Source organism: Salinimicrobium catena, assembly GCF_900102915.1.
Classification (GTDB): Bacteria; Bacteroidota; Bacteroidia; order Flavobacteriales; family Flavobacteriaceae; genus Salinimicrobium; species Salinimicrobium catena.
Genome location: NZ_FNGG01000006.1, coordinates 82,217 through 100,910, shown reverse-complemented (window position 1 = coordinate 100,910; position 18,694 = coordinate 82,217). Strand labels below are relative to the sequence as shown.

Here is an 18,694-nt window from a genome sequence, read left to right as displayed (position 1 = left end):
GGCAGTGCCGGGCTTTTTTTTTGTTCAACCAATTACTACTAAAGAGGCTAAGACTTTTCTAAGACAAGATCTTAATCATCCCTTTTTACTTTTCTATTCCGCTTTCCTCATAAGGACTGGGGAAATTGCTGCTTTAAAGGTAGAAATCTTTTTTCTCTCCGTGCTTCTTTGGCAAAGTAATTGAAAGCCTTACTCAAAATTTAAATATATTTACTATTAATTTATAATAGTATTACTATTAAATTTGTCCAAAATAATTAGAGCGACCTAATGAAGCATTTAATTTCTCAGATCAAAATCGAGGTGAATGAAAATCTCTACATTAAAAATCCGGAATCATCAGATCTGGGGAAAAAGATCGTGGAGCACAGTATTCTGTTGATCGATAAAATCGGTTTCGAGCAGTTTACTTTCAGGAAACTGGGGAAAGAAATCGGGTCTAACGAGAGTTCGGTCTACCGGTATTTTGAAAACAAGCATAAGTTGTTGTTATACCTTACCTCCTGGTATTGGGGCTGGAAGGAATACCAACTGGTTTTTTCTACAGCAAACATGGATGATAAAAGTGCAAAGCTGAAAAAGGCGGTACAGGTGCTTACGCGACAAGTAGAAAAAGATTCTTTTATTTCACATATTGATGAGGTGGTCCTCAACAGGGTAGTTGTCAATGAATTTTCAAAATCTTATCTTACAAAGGAGGTGGACAAGGAAAATAAGGAAGGTTTTTTTGCGGTTTACAACCGTCTTGTCTTTAGGCTAAAGGAAATGATCGAGGAAGTTGATAAGGAATATCCTTACCCTGCCTCTTTAGCCAGTACGATACTGGAAGGTTCTTTACACCAGTATTTTCTGAAAGAGCATTTTCCGGCCCTAACCGAATGCAGCACAAAAACTTTACCCTCAGAATACTTTACTCATATGGTCTTTAATGTTCTAAACCTGAAAAATAATGGCTAAAGAATCAATTTCACCCTTAAAGCGTTTATACAGGCTTCTTAGTCTTGACCGTAAAGACATACTACAGACCTTTTATTATGCAATATTTGCCGGACTGCTTAACCTGTCTGTTCCGCTGGGAATTCAAGCTATTATTAACTTCATTCAGGGAGGAAGGGTTAGTACCTCCTGGATCATCCTGGTGGTGCTGGTGACTATTGCAGTGGGGTTTGTAGGTATTCTGGAGCTGATGCAGCTAAGGATCGTAGAGAACCTTCAGCAAAAGATCTTTACCCGGGCTTCCTTTGATTTTGCTTTTCGTTTTCCGAAGATAAAAATGAATGAATTCAAAAATTCTTATCCGCCAGAGCAGGCTAACCGATTTTTTGACATTCTTTCGGTTCAAAAGGGAGTTGCTAAATTGTTGCTGGACTTCCCTGCTGCTTTGATTCAGATCTTATTCGGGTTGATCCTTTTATCGCTGTACCATCCGGTCTTTATCATTTTTGGCCTTCTCCTGGTAGGTTTGATCTACCTGGTCTTCAGGTTTACAGCCAAAAAGGGTATGGAGACCAGCCTTGATGAATCTAAAAGTAAGTATAAGGTGGCACATTGGCTGCAGGAGGTAGCAAGGTCACTTCTAAGCTTTAAACTTTCCGGAGATACGAGCATCTCCTTGGATAAAAATGATAAGTATACCACAAAATATTTGACGGCACGTGAAGAGCATTTTGGCATCCTGAAGATCCAATACATAAAAATGATAATCTTTAAGGTCCTTGTAACCGGTGGCCTTCTTGCTGTGGGGGGAATGCTGGTGCTTAACCAGGAAATGAATATTGGACAGTTCGTAGCTGCAGAGATCATTATCCTTTTGATCATGGGCTCTGTAGAGAAATTGACCAAAGGTCTGAATTCTGTCTATGATACACTCACTTCTTTGGAAAAACTGGGACAGGTTTTAGACCTCAGAATAGAAAAACAGGAGTCAGAGAACAAACTTCCTGAAGGAGAACCTCTTCAAATTGAATTGTCTGATGTCGGATTTCTCTCTGAAGATACAGGTAAAACCGTATTAAAGGATATCAACCTCAAGATCTTGCCTGGAGAAAGGATCATTCTGGATGGCAGTAATGGCAGTGGAAGAAGCAGTCTTTTAAAATTGATAAGCGGTGTAACTGAAGCTTCTTCGGGTAATATCTACATCAATGACCTCTCCATCAAAAATATCAAGATCAACGAGTTTCGAAGTCGTGTAGGAGTGTTCTTTCCCGAAGAAGTGCCCTTTGAAGGAAGCCTGCTGGAAAATTTGACTTTTGGAGATGCGAGGATAACTGAGAAAGAGGTTCTCGAAGTTTTAAAAGTTCTGGGGCTTTCCCAGTTCTTAAGGCAGCAGTCCAATGGCCTCAAAAGCATGATCTACCCTGAAGGAAAGTTCATTTCAAACCTGGAAAGGAAGAAAATTATCCTGGCAAGGGCGATACTAAAGAAACCTGACCTATTAGTGTTAAAAGAACCTCTTGAACTATTCAACAAAGAAGAAGCTGAGAGGATAGTGGATTACGTTTCTGAAGAAAAGCACAGCTGGTCCATTTTGGTGGCTAGTCAAAATAAAATTTGGGAGAAGGTGTGCACAAAACGAATTGTGCTTGAAAACGGAAGGATAAAAGAAACAATAGGATTAGAACATGCTTAATATTTCAAAATATTCATTAGAGAACAGGATAGACCTTGAGAATTTTGAAGCTGGTAAAAAGGCACTCCACAAAAGGCACTATAAGTATTTTAACAGGTTCTTACTGGGAATATCCCTATTCCTGTTGGTCATCCTTTTCCTTCCCTGGACCCAGAACGTTAGCGGAAAAGGGTACGTCACTACATTAATGCCTGAACACAGGCCCCAAACCATCCAATCTCCCATTCCAGGAAAGATTGAAAAGTGGTATGTGCAGGAAGGGGAATACGTGCAGAAAGGGGATACTATTCTACACATTTCTGAAGTGAAAGGAGAGTATTTTGATCCCTTGTTGGTGGAGCGTACTGCTGAGCAACTGGAAGCTAAATCTGGTTCAGTTGATTCATACAGTGAAAAAATCACGGCGCTTTCAGCTCAAATACAGGCCTTGGGAGAAGAAAGAGCTTTAAAGGCTCAACAGGCCCAGAACAAACTAAGGCAGGCAAAGCTCAAGGTAGAGAGTGATAGCATAGATCTGGAGGCTGCAAGGTCAAACCTTGATATTGCCCAGGCACAGTTTGAACGTACTCAACAACTACAGCAGGAAGGTTTAAAAGCCTTACCTGATGTGGAAGAGAAAAGACAAAAACTCCAGGATGCCCGTGCTAAACTTATCTCCCAGGAAAACAAGTTGCTGGCCAGCAAAAACGAGGTTATTAATGCTGAACTTGAGATCAATAGGATCGGAGCCGAATACAGCGACAAAGTCTCAAAGGCACAGAGTGACCTCCATACAGCACGCTCCAATCAATATGATGCTGCGGCCCAGGTGAGCAAATTACAGAATGACTATAGCAACTACTCTATTCGCAACCAGATGTATTATATACTGGCACCACAAAAAGGATATATAAACAAGGCTTTAAAAGCCGGTTTGGGTGAGACCTTTAAGGAAGGGGAAAAATTGGTGGAGATCATGCCGGCAGATTTTGAACTGGCTGTAGAAACATATGTTAAGCCAATTGATGTACCCCTTTTGCATAAAGGCGAAAGGGTTCGCGTCCAATTTGACGGTTGGCCTTCTATTGTCTTTAGCGGATGGGAAAATCTGTCTTATGGGACTTATGGAGCCAGAATCGTAGCAGTTGACAACTTCATTAGTGAAAATGGGAAGTACCGGGTGCTCCTGGCTCCCGATCCCGAGGAAGAACCGTGGCCAAAGGGTGTCCGTATTGGTTCTGGAGCAACCACTCTGGCATTGCTTGACGAGGTACCTATTTGGTATGAGATATGGAGAAATCTTAACGGGTTTCCACCAGATTTTTACCAGCCCGAGATCGTTGTTGAAAACCAGGAAAAGCAGAAGAAATGAGGTTTTACCTATCTTTAATTTTACTGTTGCAGGCATTTATTACTACCGGGCAGGAAACCGGCCAACAGGTTTTAAGCTATCCTGAGTACTTAGCCTATGTTAAGAAATACCACCCTGTGGTGAGTCAGGCCGATCTTCAGCTTGAAATGGGAGAGGCAGAACTTCTAAGGGCAAGAGGCGCATTTGATCCTAAACTGGAAGTTGATTATAGCCGTAAAGAATTTAAAGGTACAGAGTATTATGATCTGTTGAATTCCACCTTTAAAATACCCACCTGGTACGGCCTGGAGCTTAAGGCAGGTTTTGAGCAAAACGAAGGTCTATATTTAAACCCGGAGCGTACAGTTCCGCCAGAAGGACTTTTTAGTGCAGGAATTTCATTATCTGCAGCGCAAGGATTGATCATGGATAAGAGGAGGGCGGTATTAAAATCAGCTAAAGCCTTGAGAGAGCAAACTCAGGCGGAAAGGGATCTAATGGTCAGCGACGTTCTTTTTGAAGCTTCAGAGGCTTACCTGAAGTGGGCTCGCCTGCACAGGGAGTTGGAGATCTATGAAGGTTTTGTGGCTAACGCCAGGCAACGTTTTCAGGGAATTAGCCGCAGTGCAGCTACGGGTGAGATCGCGGCGATAGATACTGTTGAAGCGGGAATAGCTTTGCAGGACAGATTACTACAATTGGAACAAACAAGGGTGAAGCTTCTAAAGCAGAAGCTGCAGGTCTCAAATTTTCTTTGGCTGGAAAACAACGTGCCTGTCGAATTACAGCCAACCACTGTTCCTGAAGCGGATTTTTTACAGGAATATCCAAATGAGATGGGAGCAGGGGAGTGGATGCAGGAATTTTCCTTTGAAGACCATCCTAAAATGCAGGCCATGGAAGCAAAGTTAAAAGCTTTAAGAGTAGAAAGAAGGCTCAAGATGAACAATTTGCTTCCCAAGGTTGATCTGGAATACAATTTTATAACTCCTGAGCCGGAATCTATTAATAACTATGACACCTCAAATTATAAAGCTGGTCTAAAGTTCAGTTTTCCGCTGTTTCTGCGGAAGGAGCGCGGAGAGTTAAAGCTGGCAAAATTTAAACTGGAGGATGCTTCTCTTGAGCTGGAGCTGAGTCGCAGGGAAATAGAAAACAAGATAGATGGTCTTCTGCAGGAGTTGGAGTCTTATATGGAACAGATAAGTCTTAGTGAACAGATGGTCGCTAATTACCGGGAACTTCTTAGAGCTGAAGAACGCAAATTCAGCTTTGGTGAAAGCTCTCTTTTTCTGATAAATTCAAGGGAGAACAAGTTGATAGAGGCAAGGCTCAAACAAAATGAGCTGCTAACAAAATACCTTGTTGCCAGGGCAGAACTTTTCAGGAGCCTGGGTGTTGCACCGCCAATCATCGACTAAGGTAAAAGGAAAAAATGTTAGGATTTCCTGTGGTCAAAAAATATATCCGCAGGGGACTGTCTGCGGATAATTCATCTGCTCATATAAATTCCTGCCTTAAATGTGGTCGATCAAATAACCAGGTACATTAGATAAGCTATATATGAACCCAGGAGAACGATTCCCTCCCATCGTTCCAGCTGTCTTCCTTTGCCGGTAAAGACAAAAAGGAACAACAGGAGTCCGGCAACAATATTCACAGTAATGTCAAAAAAGGCATTTTCGTCTATGGTCAGCGGCATCACCGTTCCGGAAACTCCCAGGATGAAAAAGATGTTGAAGATATTAGAACCTACCACATTTCCTATGGCAATGTCCACGTTCTTCTTTCTAACTGCTATGATCGAGGTGGCCAGTTCGGGAAGTGAAGTTCCTATAGAAACCACGGTAAGACCTATAATTCGTTCTGAGATCCCTATTACTTCTGCAATGCTTACCGCACTGGTTACGATAAGCCTTCCTCCAACGATCAATCCTGCCAGGCCAAAAACGATAAAAAGAACAGCTTTTCCTGTACTGTATTCTTCAGTCACTATCTCCTCCTCGCCGGCACCGCTTTTGGCAGTGAACAGGTTATACACGAGGAAAATGAGGAAGAACAATAGTAAAGTAATGGCATCAGACCGGGAGATGAGATTTTCCTGCCCATCAAGCAAGTAATCGGCTCCTATCACAAAAACACAAATGGCAGCCAAAAGGCTGAGCGGGATCTCGATCCAGGTGGTGTTGGTCTTTACGGTGAGGGGATAGATTATAGAGGAAATTCCCAGAATAGCGAGAACGTTAAAAATATTACTTCCCAGCACATTTCCCAATACCATTTGGGTGCTTCCTGAAACGGCGGCAAAGACGTTCACCACCAGCTCCGGCGCCGAGGTTCCGAAAGCCACTATGGTCAATCCAATGACGATGCTGGGAACTCCCATTTTTGCCGCCAGGCTGGACGCAGCGTCCACCAGTTTTGTCGCGCCGTAGATAAGGGCGGCAAAACCAGCAAGTATAAGTAGTATGTCTAGTATCATAGGTTGGATATAAAATTAGGGCGCATTTTAATACTCCCTAATTTACAATTTAGTAATTACTTCCAAAATTGGATTTTTGAGATCCTAATGCGTCAACTCCAGGCGGTAGTCGTCGTTATTAACAAAGAAGATCGCATTGACAAAGAAAAGCTTTCCATTTTCCCAGAACCCGCGGAACAGCGGATTGTCTACCATGTAAATGATGCTGCCCTGGCCCATGGGATGTTCTCCAAAAACAAGAGATGATCCTATTCCTGATTTTGCATCGCTTCCCGCAAAACCGGCAACGATCTCTGGCTTTTCGCCCAAATAGGCCACATTGTAACCTTCATTTAAGTAAGCGTAGCTGTCACTGCTCAATTTCAGGCTAAGGTAGGTGTCATCATAGCCGAAGGCCAGTGGGTGAGTATTGTCAACTTTTGTCTTTACAATACTTCCGGTGATCAATTCCTTTATACTTTCCCGTTCCCTTTGAGCGTAAGGTATAAGGTTCCCCTGCTGCAGGCTGTCTTTTTTAGCTTGCTCGTTCTTCTTGAGGTCAAAACCTTCTTTGCCGGCAAACAGGTCCAAAGCACTTCCAAGGGCGATGATCTTTCCGCCGTTTTTGATCCAGCCGGAAAGTCTTTCCAGCTTGTCTTCTTTCAGGATTTCTGAGTAGTTTCCTGAGGGAAGTATAAGAATATCGAGTTTGGACAGATCAATATCTGAAAAATAGCTGCTTCCAATTGAAGTGATCGGATAATTCAACTCCTGTTCAAAAAAGTACCATATCTCCCCGTAGTTCAGAGAAGAAGTCTCTTCTCCACGCACCACACCGATTCTTGGTTTGTTGATGATCCTTACCTGAGAGGAACCAAAATCGGGACCTTCCATAGAAAATCCTGTAGCTGCTGAAGTGAGTTGCTGCCCGTATTGATCGGCAAGTGCAACAAGTTGCTGGTCAAATCCCTCTTTCCTGCGGTTGTCACTCTTAGTGATCACCAAACTGCCCGCGCTGAATTCCTTTTCTGCAGTACGGATGGCATTTTCGGTGAACCTTACCTTGAAGCCGTTCTGTAAAAGGGCCGAAAGGAACCGGGCATCTTTCATACCGTTCCAGACAGTAATATATCCCGCACCAGTAGGGGTTGCAGTATTCGTGATCTTATCTTCGGAAATACTGTTGCTTCCAGCGATCTCTTGATTGGTTGCCACAGCCTCCAGACCATAGGCATAAGGCAGGCTCCAGGCGGTTATATCATATGTAAGAGAATCCACCAGCTTTGTTGATGGCTCAAAAAGCACTTTCACCATCTTCCCTTTCGGCTGATCTGTGGGCACGATAAGCGTCTTTTCATCTACAGAGAACTCGGCGTTCTTGCCTTTGGTGTAGTCAAAACCTCTTACTTTTCCTTTTTTAGCCATTCCGTAGGAGATCTCATGCCTGTCAAGAAGGTCTTTTACGGCCTTTATTTTTGATGGCTCTCCTTTCAAAGCGTAATTCTTGTGGCTGGATTTTGAGTTCGTATAGAATTTCTTGAATTCAGTATTGAGCCTGTCCACATTTCCTGAAGCGATCTCAATAGTAGACATTCCTGCGGTATGGTGATGGGCTACACGATTTACCAGGGTAAGCACATAACCTTCAGAAGTTTCTATCCCCAGCCCGGCACGGCCATGACCTGCCTGCTCGTAGGTCATTCCTATGGCGCCCATATAGGTGGGATAGGTGTCCCCGTAGCTGGGGTAAAGCAGGTCAAATCTTTCTTTTGTAAAATATAACCAGCCCTGTTCATCAAAGTAACGGGCGTGATTTTTCCCGATCTCTGTCTGGAACTCCCTCTGGAAAGGAGTGATGACCTCGTGAAAAGGTTCTGCGGCCGGGGCGAAATAGTAAGGGTCGTCAATACCCTGTTCGTGAAAATCTACGTGCACATGCGGCAGCCATTGATTGTACACCTCAAGTCTTTCCCGGGTCTCTACCTGTGTGGCCCATGCCCAGTCACGGTTAAGGTCAAAAAGATAATGATTTGGACGCCCTCCCGGCCAGGGTTCCATATGTTCTTTTGCCATGGGGGCGGTGTTGTAAGGGGTGGCTTTCACCTGCTTGTACCAGTTCACATACCGGTCCCTTCCGTCAGGATTCACCACTGGATCCATGATGATCACCGTATTTTCAAGCCAGTCCTTTTTCGAAGTTATCAATTCATAAAGGGTAAGCATGGCGGCTTCTGAACTCGAAGCTTCATTGCCGTGAACGTTGTAACTCAGCCAGACAATGGCTTTTTTATCTGAATTTCCCGAAGCTCCCGAAATTACTCCGGCATTTTGAAGATGGTTTGCCCTGATGGCTTCCAGGTTGTTCAGGTTCTCTTCCGAAGAGATCACCGCGTAAGTGAGTGGCCTGCCTTCATAGGTCTCCCCGTAGGTGTGGTATTCCACAAGCGGTGAGGCTTCAGCGACATGTTCAAAGTAATCCACTATTTTGTGATGCCGGGTAAAATGGGTGCCTATTTCATACCCTAAAAACTCCTGTGGAGATTGCTGTGCAAAAATGCTACTGGCACAAGCCAGAATACCTGCTAAAAAGCCGACCGTTCTTTTCATAAACTAATCGAAATTCAGAATTAAGCAGGTAAAGGTAGCATACGGGCGGGAATTAATTGAAATTCTCTTCAAAAAATATAATAATCGGTATCTTTACCTTCTCAAAATAATTCTATGTCAACTGACACCATTTCCTATTCCGACACTAATTATTTTTCCTCTCTCATAACAGATTACCTGGCCCAAAAAAGCACTTTGAAGCCTTTTTACAGCCGCTTTCCCGAGATCGGAAATTTCGGGCAGCAACTGGAGGAAAAAAAGGAGTTTTTCAATAAAAACGGCAAAAGGGAAACGCTGGTTGCTGTTTTAAAGGAGCAGTATGAAAAGGTCCCAGCTTCCGAAGCTACCTTAAAGAATATAGAATTACTGGGCAAAGACAACACCTTTACGGTTACTACCGGTCATCAGCTGAACTTATTTACCGGCCCGCTTTATTTTCTGTACAAGATCGTCACCACCATAAATCTTGCTCAGGAACTAAAGGAAAAATATCCAGATCATGATTTCGTGCCTGTTTACTGGATGGCCACGGAAGATCATGATTTTGAAGAGATCAATTTCTTCAACGTTCACGGAAAGAAATTCCAGTGGAATCTTCCTGCCGTTGAAGAGCGAGGAGGGGCTGTGGGAGAACTGCCTACCGCCGGGCTGGAGGATGTTTTTAAACTTTTCAGCGCCGAAATAGGCGATACGGCAAATGCGAGGCAGCTGAAGGAGTGGTTTAAAAAAGCTTACCTGGAGCATGATGATCTCGCGGCAGCTACCCGGTATTTGGCCAATGAACTCTTCGGAAAATACGGCCTGGTGATCCTCGATGGGCACAACAGGAAGCTGAAAAAGCAGTTCGTACCGCACATGCAGCAGGAGCTGCTTGAGAAATCCTCCTGCAAAGCAAGTGTTTCCAGTGCTGAAGCTTTGGAAAAAAAAGGTTATTCGGTACAGGTGAATCCGCGGGAGATCAACCTGTTCTACCTTGAAAAAGGGCTTCGGGAACGTATTATTGAAAAGGATGGAAATTATTTCGTGCATGACCAGGATATCACCTGGAGCAGGCAGGAAATTCTCGAACTATTGGAGCGGGAGCCCAAAAAATTTAGTCCCAATGTATTGATGCGGCCTCTGTACCAGGAGGTGGTACTGCCTAACCTCTGTTATATTGGCGGTGGCGGCGAGCTGGCATACTGGTTCGAGCTGAAGGAATATTTTGAACAGCAAAAAGTGCCTTTTCCCATTCTATTGCTGCGGAATTCAGTTTTAATTCAAACCGAAAAGCAGGACCAAAAAAGACGAAAGCTCAATATTTCCATTCCCGAACTTTTCCTGAAGAACCACGAACTCATCAACAGAAAGGTACGACAGATATCGAATATAGACATTGACCTTTCCCCTCAAAAAGAGCATCTGGTAAATCAATTTCAGGGACTCTATGAAGTTGCTGAAAAAACCGATAAGTCCTTTCTTGGGGCGGTAAAAGCCCAGGAGGTAAAACAGCTGAAGGGGCTGGAAAATCTTGAAAAAAGACTGCTCAAGGCACAGAAAAAGAAACTTGAAGATGAGGTAAGCCGTATCGCGGCCTTGCAAAATGAGCTTTTTCCGAATAAAGGCCTGCAGGAGCGGCATCAGAATTTTTCTGAATTCTACCTGGAGTACGGGGAAAACCTGATCCCACTACTCCTTAAAAATCTAAAACCGCTTGAATTAAAATTTGACATTCTCTCTCTATGAATAAAATGCATAAAATAGACATCGATCTAGTGGAGATGACCCTGGATGTGATGAAATATACCATAGATCGTATCTCTAACGTGACTCCGGAGCTTGGCGCACCTAAGAAAGAAGAAGAGCTTTTTGAACTTATTGGTGAAACAATTACCCCCGAAGGAATTGGCGGGGAAGTCGCTTTTAAGATGTTCAGGGATGTGCTGGTCAAGGCTACCGTGCCCATTGACCACCCCAGGCACCTGGCGTTCGTGCCGGCAGCGCCTTCCCGCGCAGCTATCCTGTTCGACCTGGTAACTTCGGCTTCCAGTATTCACGGGGCTTACTGGATGGAAGGGGCCGGCGGTATCTTCTGTGAAAACCAGGCGATGAAATGGCTGGTCTCCCTTACCGGGCTTCCGAAGGAATCTTTTGGAGTGTTCACCAGCGGGGGTACAGCGGCAAACCTTTCGGCTATGGTAGCGGCCCGGGAGGCGTGGAGAAAGAAAGATTCCGGAAATATTGGGGTCAGAGCCTTGTTGCTCACTTCTAACGGCGCCCATTCTTCCATACAGGCCATGGCAAAAGTGATGGATGCCGATGTGGTGATGATAGATTGCCCTGACGAAAACCTGCGCGGCCATGCGCTGCGTACAGCTATAGATGAACTAAGTGAGAAGGACCGGAAAAGGCTTTTTGCGGTAGTGGCTACAGGGGGTACCACCAACGCCGGGATCATTGATGAACTTGACTCCATTGCTGAGGTGTGCGAAGAGGAAGAGCTGTGGTTTCATGTAGATGCGGCTTATGGCGGGGGAGCGTTGGCCGCGCCGTCGGTTCGCCATTTGTTCAACGGAATTGAGAGAGCAGACAGTATCACCATTGACCCTCATAAATGGCTTTTTTCACCATACGATTGCGGGGCAGTGATCTATAAGAACATGGAGCTTGCTGCGGAAGCACATTCTCAAAAGGGTTCTTACCTGGAGATCTTTAAGGACGAAGGCGCACAGGGCTTTAATCCTGCTGACTACCAGATACAGTTAACCCGAAGATTGAGAGGTATGCCGCTTTGGTTCTCCCTGGCCATGCACGGAACTGAAAAATACACCACCTCTATTGAGAGGGGCATTGAGCTGGCCCAGATCGCGGCCAAAAAGATCGATGTCGCCGAAGAACTTGAATTGGTACGTCCCGCCAGTCTTTCTGTGGTGCTCTTTAGAAGAAAAGGCTGGAGCGCTGAAGATTACCGCGACTGGACCTACCGCAATCATAAAAGCGGTCTTGCCCTTGTCACGCCTACAAAATGGAAAGGCAAACAGGGTTACGAAACCATTTCGCGATTCTGTTTTATCAATCCCGAAACTACCGAAGAGGACATAGATGTGATCCTGGAGACGATGAAGTAGTTTAAGAATGTATTTTCTGAATGCCGTTAACCTGCACTTTTGAGCCTTCTGCCAGCATAACAGAATGTGGGGTCATGGAGGTGAGAATGGAAAATTCAGGTCCGAACTGCCTCATAAAATCAACATCTATGGAGTACTCTCTTACTTCATAGGTTTGCCATCGATTATGCGAAATGCTGTATTCATTTGACACTTCCTCGTCAATTTGGCCATAGCCGTAGAGGCGGTCCAGGATAAAATCAGATTCAGAATGTTGTTCGTAGGGGGTGATCAGCTTGCTGCTTATCACCCTTAAGAACTGTTCCTTTTTCCGAAACTTCCAGGAATAGTTTACGTCCAGCCGGTCTTCGGTTTCCCTGATTTCCTGGGTGGTGGGAAGTATCTGGTAATGCTCTCGGGCCAAAGTGTTCGCCAGCAGGCCCAGAGCTTTCTTATTCGCTATTTCTGAGATGAAGACTATTCCTTTTCTCCACTTTGCTCCGTCAAATCTTTTGACATAGAACCGCAGGTTGATCTCTTCAAAGTCTGAATAAAAAGGAACTTTTATTCCGGCTACGGAAATATTTTTGAACTGAAAGCCTACCAGGCTCACGATACAGTTTCCGTTAAAATAATCAAGTTGGGTGTGTGCTGGTAAATATTTCTCTAAGATCTCTGGAGGAACAATGTAATTGGCAAAAGCCAGTTTCCTCCACTCACAGGTCAACAGGTTCTTCATGGGATTAAATTTCTTGGCTAATTAAGTTACTAAATTCCTGATACTTTGATGGATGTAGATAAAATTGCTCTTTAACCTGAATTTAACTGTGTATTTCGTCGATTAAATTTCGCTTTTAATCTGATATCACCGATATTTGTAAGGAAACAATTCGTGCAAAATTTTTGGAATTACTACTGTTTATTATCTCTTTTATACTCTGTGTCATAGCGGTTTATCTTCTGGTGAAGACCAGGCAAAGCAATCGCGAGAACGAAGCCTGGATCGCGCAGGAAATGAAGGATAATAAGAACTGCTAGGTAAATTCTAAAGAAATTGCCATTTTCTCCTGAAGAACTTTCCTGAAGTCTTTTTTGTGGAAAGTCCGGCTATCGTTATCCAGATTTATTAAAAGTCATAAAATAAATGGCCGGGGGATTGATTTTTGCCTCAAATTCTTACTTTTGCACATGCAAAATAACGTACTCATTCTAGATTTCGGTTCGCAGTACACGCAATTAATTGCGAGAAGAGTTAGAGAGCTCAATATTTACTGTGAAATTCATCCTTACAACAACCCACCAGAAGACATTAGCGGATTCAAGGCGGTGATCCTTTCGGGAAGTCCGTTCTCGGTAAGGGGAGAAAACGCCCCGCACCCCGATCTTTCCCAGATAAGAAAAAGAGTTCCTCTACTGGCCGTATGTTACGGGGCGCAGTACCTGGCGCATTTCAACGGCGGAAAAGTGGAGGCTTCAGAGATCAGGGAATACGGCCGCGCGAATCTTTCAGTGATCAAAGATGAAGAAGCTCTTTTTGAAAACATCAGGGAGAATTCCCAGGTGTGGATGAGCCACAGTGATACCATTAAGGAATTACCTGAAAACGGAGTGAGACTTGCCAGTACTCCTGATGTACTCAATGCAGCTTACAGAATTGATGGGGAAGAGACCTACGCGATACAGTTTCATCCCGAAGTATATCACTCAACAGACGGGAAACAACTACTTGAGAACTTTCTGGTCAACATTGCCGGAGTGGAGCAGGAGTGGACGCCCGAAGCCTTTGTGGATATGACGGTCGCAGAGCTTAAAGAAAAGGTGGGAGATGACAAAGTGGTCCTTGGCCTAAGCGGGGGAGTGGATTCTACCGTTGCCGCCGTACTTTTACATAAAGCCATTGGAAAGAATCTTTACTGTATCTTCGTCAATAACGGTTTGCTTAGAAAAGGCGAATTCGAAAGTGTGCTGGACCAGTACAAACACATGGGGTTGAACGTAAAAGGGGTAGATGCTTCGGCACGTTTTTTGGATGCCCTGGCGGGTATCTCAGATCCTGAAGGCAAAAGAAAAGCCATAGGGAAGACCTTTATTGAAGTTTTTGATGATGAAGCCCATTTGATCCAGGATGTGAAATTCCTCGCGCAGGGAACCATTTATCCAGATGTGATCGAATCTATTTCTGTGAACGGGCCTTCAGCAACCATAAAATCACACCACAACGTGGGAGGTCTGCCAGATTTCATGAAGCTGAAAGTGGTGGAGCCTTTAAGAATGCTGTTCAAGGATGAGGTGCGAAGAGTAGGTGCCGAAATGGGCATCGACAAGGAACTATTGGGAAGACACCCGTTTCCGGGACCTGGTCTGGCCATAAGGATTCTGGGCGATATCACTGCAGAAAAGGTAAGAGTGCTGCAGGAAGTTGACGCCATCTTTATCAACGGACTGAAGGAATGGATGCTGTATGACAAGGTATGGCAGGCAGGCGCGATCCTGTTACCGGTAAGCTCGGTAGGAGTGATGGGAGATGAAAGGACCTACGAAAAAGTAGTGGCCTTGCGAGCGGTTGAATCTACCGATGGAATGACAGCCGACTGGGTGAATTTGCCGTATGATTTCTTACAAAAAACGTCAAACACAATAATTAACCGTGTGAAAGGCGTTAACAGGGTAGTATATGATATAAGCTCCAAACCACCGGCCACTATTGAGTGGGAATAAAACCAAATCTATGAAGCATATAATTGTTCTTTTTCTGTTTTTTCAACTGTTTGCAGTTTCTGCCTTTGGGCAGCAGTACAAATACCACATTGTTAAACGTGGGGAAACTACTGCAGAAATTGCCAGGATGTATAATGTGACCGAAGAGACAATTTTTAGATATAATCCCGATGCCCGCAAAGGCATTAGCCCCAACACCAAGCTAGTAGTGCCGTTATCTGGAGAAAGACTTACAGATCGTGAGATCAGGTTCAGGGAACATCGCGTGCAGCGAAAGGAAACCCTTTTCAGCCTTTCTCAGCAGTACAATGTGAGCATTGACGATATCAAGCGCTTCAACAAGCATTTGTATTCTGAAGAATTGCGCAGGGGAGAAAGGATCAGGATCCCGTTAAACCTGCCGAAGGAAGAACAGGAGCCAAGGAGGGAAACTTCCGGAGTTAACCCGTTGGACCTTACCGTTAAGGAACACGTGGTACTTCCGCAGGAAACCCTCTACGGAATTTCCCGAAAATACAATATTACCATTGCCGATCTTCAGCGGCTTAATCCGAACATGGATACCCTGCAGCCGGGGATGGTACTGAAAGTAAGGAACGGGAATGTTGAAAAAGTGATCAAAGTTGAAGGAGATCTTTTCAAATATTACCAGGTGCAGCCACAGGAAACTCTTTTTAGTCTTACCCGGCGTTTTGGGATAAGCAGGGATTCCTTGCTTACCCTGAATCCGGCTTTAGCTGATGGGTTGAAATCTGGAATGGTGTTGAAGATCCCGAATAAAGAAGATTTGGAATACGATTCTTATTCCGAAGAGAGCATCGTGAACCTGGAAAACAGGATCATGAATTATGATACAAAGAACCTGGTGGTGATGCTGCCTTTTCACTTGAATAAAATCGTAAAAACTGATACTTCAGATAATACTTCAGAAAGGATACGAAAAGACCGGGTGCTGCAGATCTCTCTTGATTTTTACAGTGGGGTGCTCATGGCGATAGACTCTGCCAAAGCAAAGGGTATTTCCACAAGACTTAAAGTATATGACACCCAACAAAATGCCGGGAAAGTACACACTATCCTCAACACCAATGATTTTAGCAATGTTGATGCGGTGATAGGTCCCCTGGTGGAATCTACAGCCCAGGCGGCAGCCTCCGGACTGGAGCGGCAGGGTATTCCTGTGGTTTCTCCGTTCAGTAAGAACGGGGGAGGTTCTTTGGACAATTTCCTGCAGGCAAGACCTTCAGACGAAATACTGTCTCAAACTATGATCTCGTACATTTCTGAAAATGCTGACGGGAAAAACCTGGTGATCATTGCCGATGCTTCTTCTTCAGCTAAAAAACAACAACTTATGGGCGCTTTTCCTTCAGCCCGAATAGTGAACCCAAAGGAAGGCAGCTATATTGATCAGGAAGAACTTACAGCTGCACTGGTGGAAGGCCGGCCAAACTGGGTGATACTGGAGGCAAACAAAATTGGCGTGATAAGCAATGCCACTTCTTATCTGAATTCATTGGCCGACAAGTACAAGATCACCCTGTTCACAACAGACAGGAACAATTCTTTTGAAAGCGACAATATCTCCAACAGGCATTTGAGCAAACTTAATTTTCATTATCCTTCTGTAGACAAAGTTTATTCTCCCGAAGCAAACCGGGCATTCATCAAGAAGTATTCTCAAAAATACGGGGTGGTGCCAAACCGTTATGCGGTGCGCGGGTTCGATATTACCTATGATGTGCTGTTGAGGCTGGCTTCCAGCGGAGATCTTTACAGCTCATTAAAGGAGGAGGGTACTACGCAATATGTAGAGAACAAGTTTGATTATGACGCCGGTTCAACAGGTGGTTTTGCCAATAAAGCCATTTACATCATGGCCTATGACAAAGACCTTAATCTAAAAGTAGTACAGTAGCATGACTTCAAGAGTGATTTACCTGGGCGATCTGCGAACCGAATGTGAACATCTGGCCAGCAGCAATGAGTTCATTACAGATGCGCCCGTTGATAATGAAGGGAAAGGCGAGGCTTTTTCGCCCACAGATACTGTTGCAACCGCGCTTGCCAGCTGCATGTTCACTATTATGGGTATAAAGGCGAGAGACCATGAGTTTAGCATAGAAGGGGCTTCTGCGGAAGTTCTAAAAACAATGGGCTCTAATCCGCGACGCATTACCGGCATCAAGGTAGCATTTAGTTTTCCGTCGAATTATGCCGATAAAGAGCGGAAGATCCTGGAGCGTGCCGCAAAGACCTGCCCGGTATTGTACAGCCTTCACCCGGATATTGAGCTTGATATCGATTTCTCCTATTCGGAATAAAACCTGGCTTGCTTCTTGTTTTTCAAGGTTATGAAAAAGACCTTTTTTAGTCTGCTTTTCCTGTTGTTTTCGGTTTCCGGAATTTTCGCGCAGCTACCCGAAAACAGAATGAAGTGGCAGGAAACTCCTTTGACCTGGAATGATTTTTCGGGAGTGCCCGATCTTCATAACGATTTTGATGCCAGCACTAATTCGGGAATTTCGTATTCGTGGTCGCTGCGTTCTTCTGAAACAAAAGCAGAGCTTTTCTACAAGGTGCGATCTTACTTTTACCCCGATCTCTCCTGGGTGAAACCCGGAAAAGATTCCGCCCTATTGCTGGCGCATGAACAACTTCATTTTGACATTTCTGAACTCCACGCCCGCAAACTAAGAAAGATCATGGACGGATATGTACCCGATCTAAAGAGCGATGTTAAGGAAGTGCTGGAAAGGATCTATGAGAAGAACGAAAATGCCCGCCGCCAAATGCAGGAAAAGTACGATAGGGAAACCCGTCACGGCCAGGATGAAGCAGCCCAGGAAAAGTGGGAGATCTTTATAAGGTCAAAATTGGCCGAACACGAGGAATACTCTTCTTAAAGAGCAGCCACTTCAGCTTTTGCCTCTTCAAATTCCCTGATCATATCGTGCAGGATCTCTGCCGCAGGTTTGATGTCGTGGATAAGCCCGGCTATCTGTCCTATTTCAAGTTCACCTTCGTCAAGATCTCCTTCAAACATGCCTTTTTTAGCTCGGGCTCTTCCAAGCAAGGTAATGAGGTCTTCTTTTGAAGGGTTTTTAGAGTATAGTTCCTGTATCTCCTCAAAAAAGTGATTTTTGAGCAGCCTTACCGGGGCCAGTTCTTTTAAGGTGAGCATGGTATCGCCTTCCTGAGCTTTTACTACCATTTCTTTAAAAGCCTGATGAGAGGAAGCTTCATGACTGGCTACAAAACGGCTTCCCACCTGCACGGCATCGGCACCCAAAACCATGGCGGCCAGCATTCCACGTCCCGTGGCAATACCTCCGGCGGCGATAAGCGGGATCTTTATCTGCTCTTTTACCATAGGAATAAGGGTGAAAGTGGTGGTTTCATCCCGCCCATTATGGCCTCCTGCCTCAAAGCCTTCAGCCACGATGGCATCTACTCCCGCTTGTTCAGCTTTTAAGGCGAACTTTACACTGCTTACCACGTGAACCACTTTGATGCCTTTTTCCTGTAAGTAGCCTGTCCAGGTCTTTGGGTTTCCGGCAGAAGTAAAAACGATCTCCACCCCTTCTTCTATGATGATCTGCATGATCTCCTCCAGGTTAGGGTAGAGCATGGGTACATTCACTGCGAAGGGTTTGGTAGTAGCTTTTTTACATTTTTGAATATGTTCGCGTAAAACTTCAGGATACATAGATCCGGCGCCAATAATTCCCAGTCCGCCTTCGTTGCTCACGGCACTTGCCAGTTTCCAGCCACTGGCCCAGATCATGCCCGCCTGTATCACGGGGTATTTTATGTTGAAGAGTTCGGTAATTGGGTTGGTCATAACTTTGTTAGGTATA

15 protein-coding genes are annotated in these 18,694 nt (G+C 44.6%); 11 read left to right on the top strand and 4 right to left on the bottom strand.

Annotated elements, in window-relative coordinates; translation table 11 throughout:
* Positions 1–270: 270 nt before the first annotated feature.
* The 4 genes from BLS64_RS11965 to BLS64_RS11950 are packed head-to-tail and all read left to right on the top strand — an operon-like array spanning position 271 to position 5,383.
* Positions 271–957, top strand: coding sequence for a TetR/AcrR family transcriptional regulator (locus BLS64_RS11965; protein ID WP_093113698.1), 687 nt, complete (start codon positions 271–273; stop codon positions 955–957).
* A complete protein-coding gene (locus BLS64_RS11960) occupies positions 950–2,632 on the top strand; it encodes a peptidase domain-containing ABC transporter (protein ID WP_093113699.1) in 1,683 nt (560 codons plus the stop codon). Before BLS64_RS11965 ends, BLS64_RS11960 begins: the two co-directional genes overlap by 8 nt.
* The gene (locus tag BLS64_RS11955; protein WP_093113700.1) at positions 2,625–3,983 is read left to right on the top strand and encodes an HlyD family secretion protein; all 1,359 of its coding nucleotides are present in this window, start codon (positions 2,625–2,627) and stop codon (positions 3,981–3,983) included. The genes BLS64_RS11960 and BLS64_RS11955 overlap by 8 nt, the downstream gene beginning before the upstream one ends.
* The gene (locus BLS64_RS11950) at positions 3,980–5,383 is read left to right on the top strand and encodes a TolC family protein (RefSeq protein WP_093113701.1); all 1,404 of its coding nucleotides are present in this window, start codon (positions 3,980–3,982) and stop codon (positions 5,381–5,383) included. Before BLS64_RS11955 ends, BLS64_RS11950 begins: the two co-directional genes overlap by 4 nt.
* Positions 5,384–5,493: 110 nt before the next feature.
* Here BLS64_RS11950 and BLS64_RS11945 read toward each other — a convergent pair whose 3' ends face one another.
* Complete coding sequence (locus tag BLS64_RS11945) at positions 5,494–6,444, bottom strand: calcium/sodium antiporter (protein WP_093113702.1); 951 nt, start codon at positions 6,442–6,444, stop codon at positions 5,494–5,496.
* 84 nt (positions 6,445–6,528) lie between these two features.
* Positions 6,529–9,030: a M14 family metallopeptidase gene (locus BLS64_RS11940; RefSeq protein WP_093113703.1), complete on the bottom strand. Its 2,502-nt coding sequence runs from the start codon at positions 9,028–9,030 to the stop codon at positions 6,529–6,531.
* 114 nt (positions 9,031–9,144) lie between these two features.
* Here BLS64_RS11940 and bshC point away from each other — a divergent pair, with 114 nt between their 5' ends.
* Together bshC and BLS64_RS11930 are read left to right on the top strand one after the other, a co-directional pair.
* Complete coding sequence (gene bshC, locus BLS64_RS11935; protein WP_093113704.1) at positions 9,145–10,755, top strand: bacillithiol biosynthesis cysteine-adding enzyme BshC; 1,611 nt, start codon at positions 9,145–9,147, stop codon at positions 10,753–10,755.
* Between the two features lie 5 nt (positions 10,756–10,760).
* On the top strand, positions 10,761–12,137 hold the full coding sequence (locus BLS64_RS11930; protein ID WP_176763476.1) for a pyridoxal phosphate-dependent decarboxylase family protein: 1,377 nt from the start codon (positions 10,761–10,763) through the stop codon (positions 12,135–12,137).
* A 1-nt stretch (position 12,138) separates the two neighbouring features.
* Here BLS64_RS11930 and BLS64_RS11925 read toward each other — a convergent pair whose 3' ends face one another.
* On the bottom strand, positions 12,139–12,855 hold the full coding sequence (locus BLS64_RS11925) for a YqjF family protein (protein WP_093113706.1): 717 nt from the start codon (positions 12,853–12,855) through the stop codon (positions 12,139–12,141).
* Between the two features lie 164 nt (positions 12,856–13,019).
* On the opposite strand from BLS64_RS11925, the gene BLS64_RS15400 reads away from it, so the two are divergent.
* The 5 genes from BLS64_RS15400 to BLS64_RS11905 all read left to right on the top strand — a co-directional run bounded on the left by BLS64_RS15400 (position 13,020) and on the right by BLS64_RS11905 (position 17,740).
* Complete coding sequence (locus BLS64_RS15400; RefSeq protein ID WP_256325195.1) at positions 13,020–13,154, top strand: hypothetical protein; 135 nt, start codon at positions 13,020–13,022, stop codon at positions 13,152–13,154.
* Positions 13,155–13,304: 150 nt separating this feature from the next.
* Positions 13,305–14,834, top strand: a complete 1,530-nt coding sequence (gene guaA, locus BLS64_RS11920; protein WP_093113707.1) for a glutamine-hydrolyzing GMP synthase — start codon at positions 13,305–13,307, stop codon at positions 14,832–14,834.
* 10 nt (positions 14,835–14,844) lie between these two features.
* Positions 14,845–16,752 (top strand): LysM peptidoglycan-binding domain-containing protein, encoded by a 1,908-nt coding sequence (locus BLS64_RS11915; protein WP_093113708.1) that lies wholly within the window; start codon positions 14,845–14,847, stop codon positions 16,750–16,752.
* Position 16,753: 1 nt separating this feature from the next.
* Complete coding sequence (locus BLS64_RS11910; RefSeq protein ID WP_093113709.1) at positions 16,754–17,158, top strand: OsmC family protein; 405 nt, start codon at positions 16,754–16,756, stop codon at positions 17,156–17,158.
* 30 nt (positions 17,159–17,188) lie between these two features.
* Positions 17,189–17,740: a DUF922 domain-containing protein gene (locus tag BLS64_RS11905; RefSeq protein ID WP_093113710.1), complete on the top strand. Its 552-nt coding sequence runs from the start codon at positions 17,189–17,191 to the stop codon at positions 17,738–17,740.
* On the opposite strand, the gene BLS64_RS11900 is transcribed toward BLS64_RS11905, so the two are convergent.
* Positions 17,737–18,678: an NAD(P)H-dependent flavin oxidoreductase gene (locus tag BLS64_RS11900; RefSeq protein WP_093113711.1), complete on the bottom strand. Its 942-nt coding sequence runs from the start codon at positions 18,676–18,678 to the stop codon at positions 17,737–17,739. The two genes, BLS64_RS11905 and BLS64_RS11900, sit on opposite strands and share 4 nt — an antisense overlap.
* Between the last annotated feature and the right edge of the window lie 16 nt (positions 18,679–18,694).

Excerpts from the sequence above, each read along its gene's own strand:
- BLS64_RS11940 (WP_093113703.1), bottom strand. The coding sequence starts at position 9,030 with ATGAAAAGAACGGTCGGCTTTTTAGCAGGTATTCTGGCTTGTGCCAGT.
- BLS64_RS11945 (WP_093113702.1), bottom strand. The coding sequence starts at position 6,444 with ATGATACTAGACATACTACTTATACTTGCTGGTTTTGCCGCCCTTATC.
- BLS64_RS11960 (WP_093113699.1), top strand. The coding sequence starts at position 950 with ATGGCTAAAGAATCAATTTCACCCTTAAAGCGTTTATACAGGCTTCTT.
- BLS64_RS11915 (WP_093113708.1), top strand. The coding sequence starts at position 14,845 with ATGAAGCATATAATTGTTCTTTTTCTGTTTTTTCAACTGTTTGCAGTT.
- BLS64_RS11950 (WP_093113701.1), top strand. The coding sequence starts at position 3,980 with ATGAGGTTTTACCTATCTTTAATTTTACTGTTGCAGGCATTTATTACT.
- BLS64_RS11900 (WP_093113711.1), bottom strand. The coding sequence starts at position 18,678 with ATGACCAACCCAATTACCGAACTCTTCAACATAAAATACCCCGTGATA.
- BLS64_RS11930 (WP_176763476.1), top strand. The coding sequence starts at position 10,761 with ATGCATAAAATAGACATCGATCTAGTGGAGATGACCCTGGATGTGATG.
- guaA (WP_093113707.1), top strand. The coding sequence starts at position 13,305 with ATGCAAAATAACGTACTCATTCTAGATTTCGGTTCGCAGTACACGCAA.
- BLS64_RS11965 (WP_093113698.1), top strand. The coding sequence starts at position 271 with ATGAAGCATTTAATTTCTCAGATCAAAATCGAGGTGAATGAAAATCTC.
- BLS64_RS11905 (WP_093113710.1), top strand. The coding sequence starts at position 17,189 with ATGAAAAAGACCTTTTTTAGTCTGCTTTTCCTGTTGTTTTCGGTTTCC.
- bshC (WP_093113704.1), top strand. The coding sequence starts at position 9,145 with ATGTCAACTGACACCATTTCCTATTCCGACACTAATTATTTTTCCTCT.
- BLS64_RS11910 (WP_093113709.1), top strand. The coding sequence starts at position 16,754 with ATGACTTCAAGAGTGATTTACCTGGGCGATCTGCGAACCGAATGTGAA.
- BLS64_RS11955 (WP_093113700.1), top strand. The coding sequence starts at position 2,625 with ATGCTTAATATTTCAAAATATTCATTAGAGAACAGGATAGACCTTGAG.
- BLS64_RS11925 (WP_093113706.1), bottom strand. The coding sequence starts at position 12,855 with ATGAAGAACCTGTTGACCTGTGAGTGGAGGAAACTGGCTTTTGCCAAT.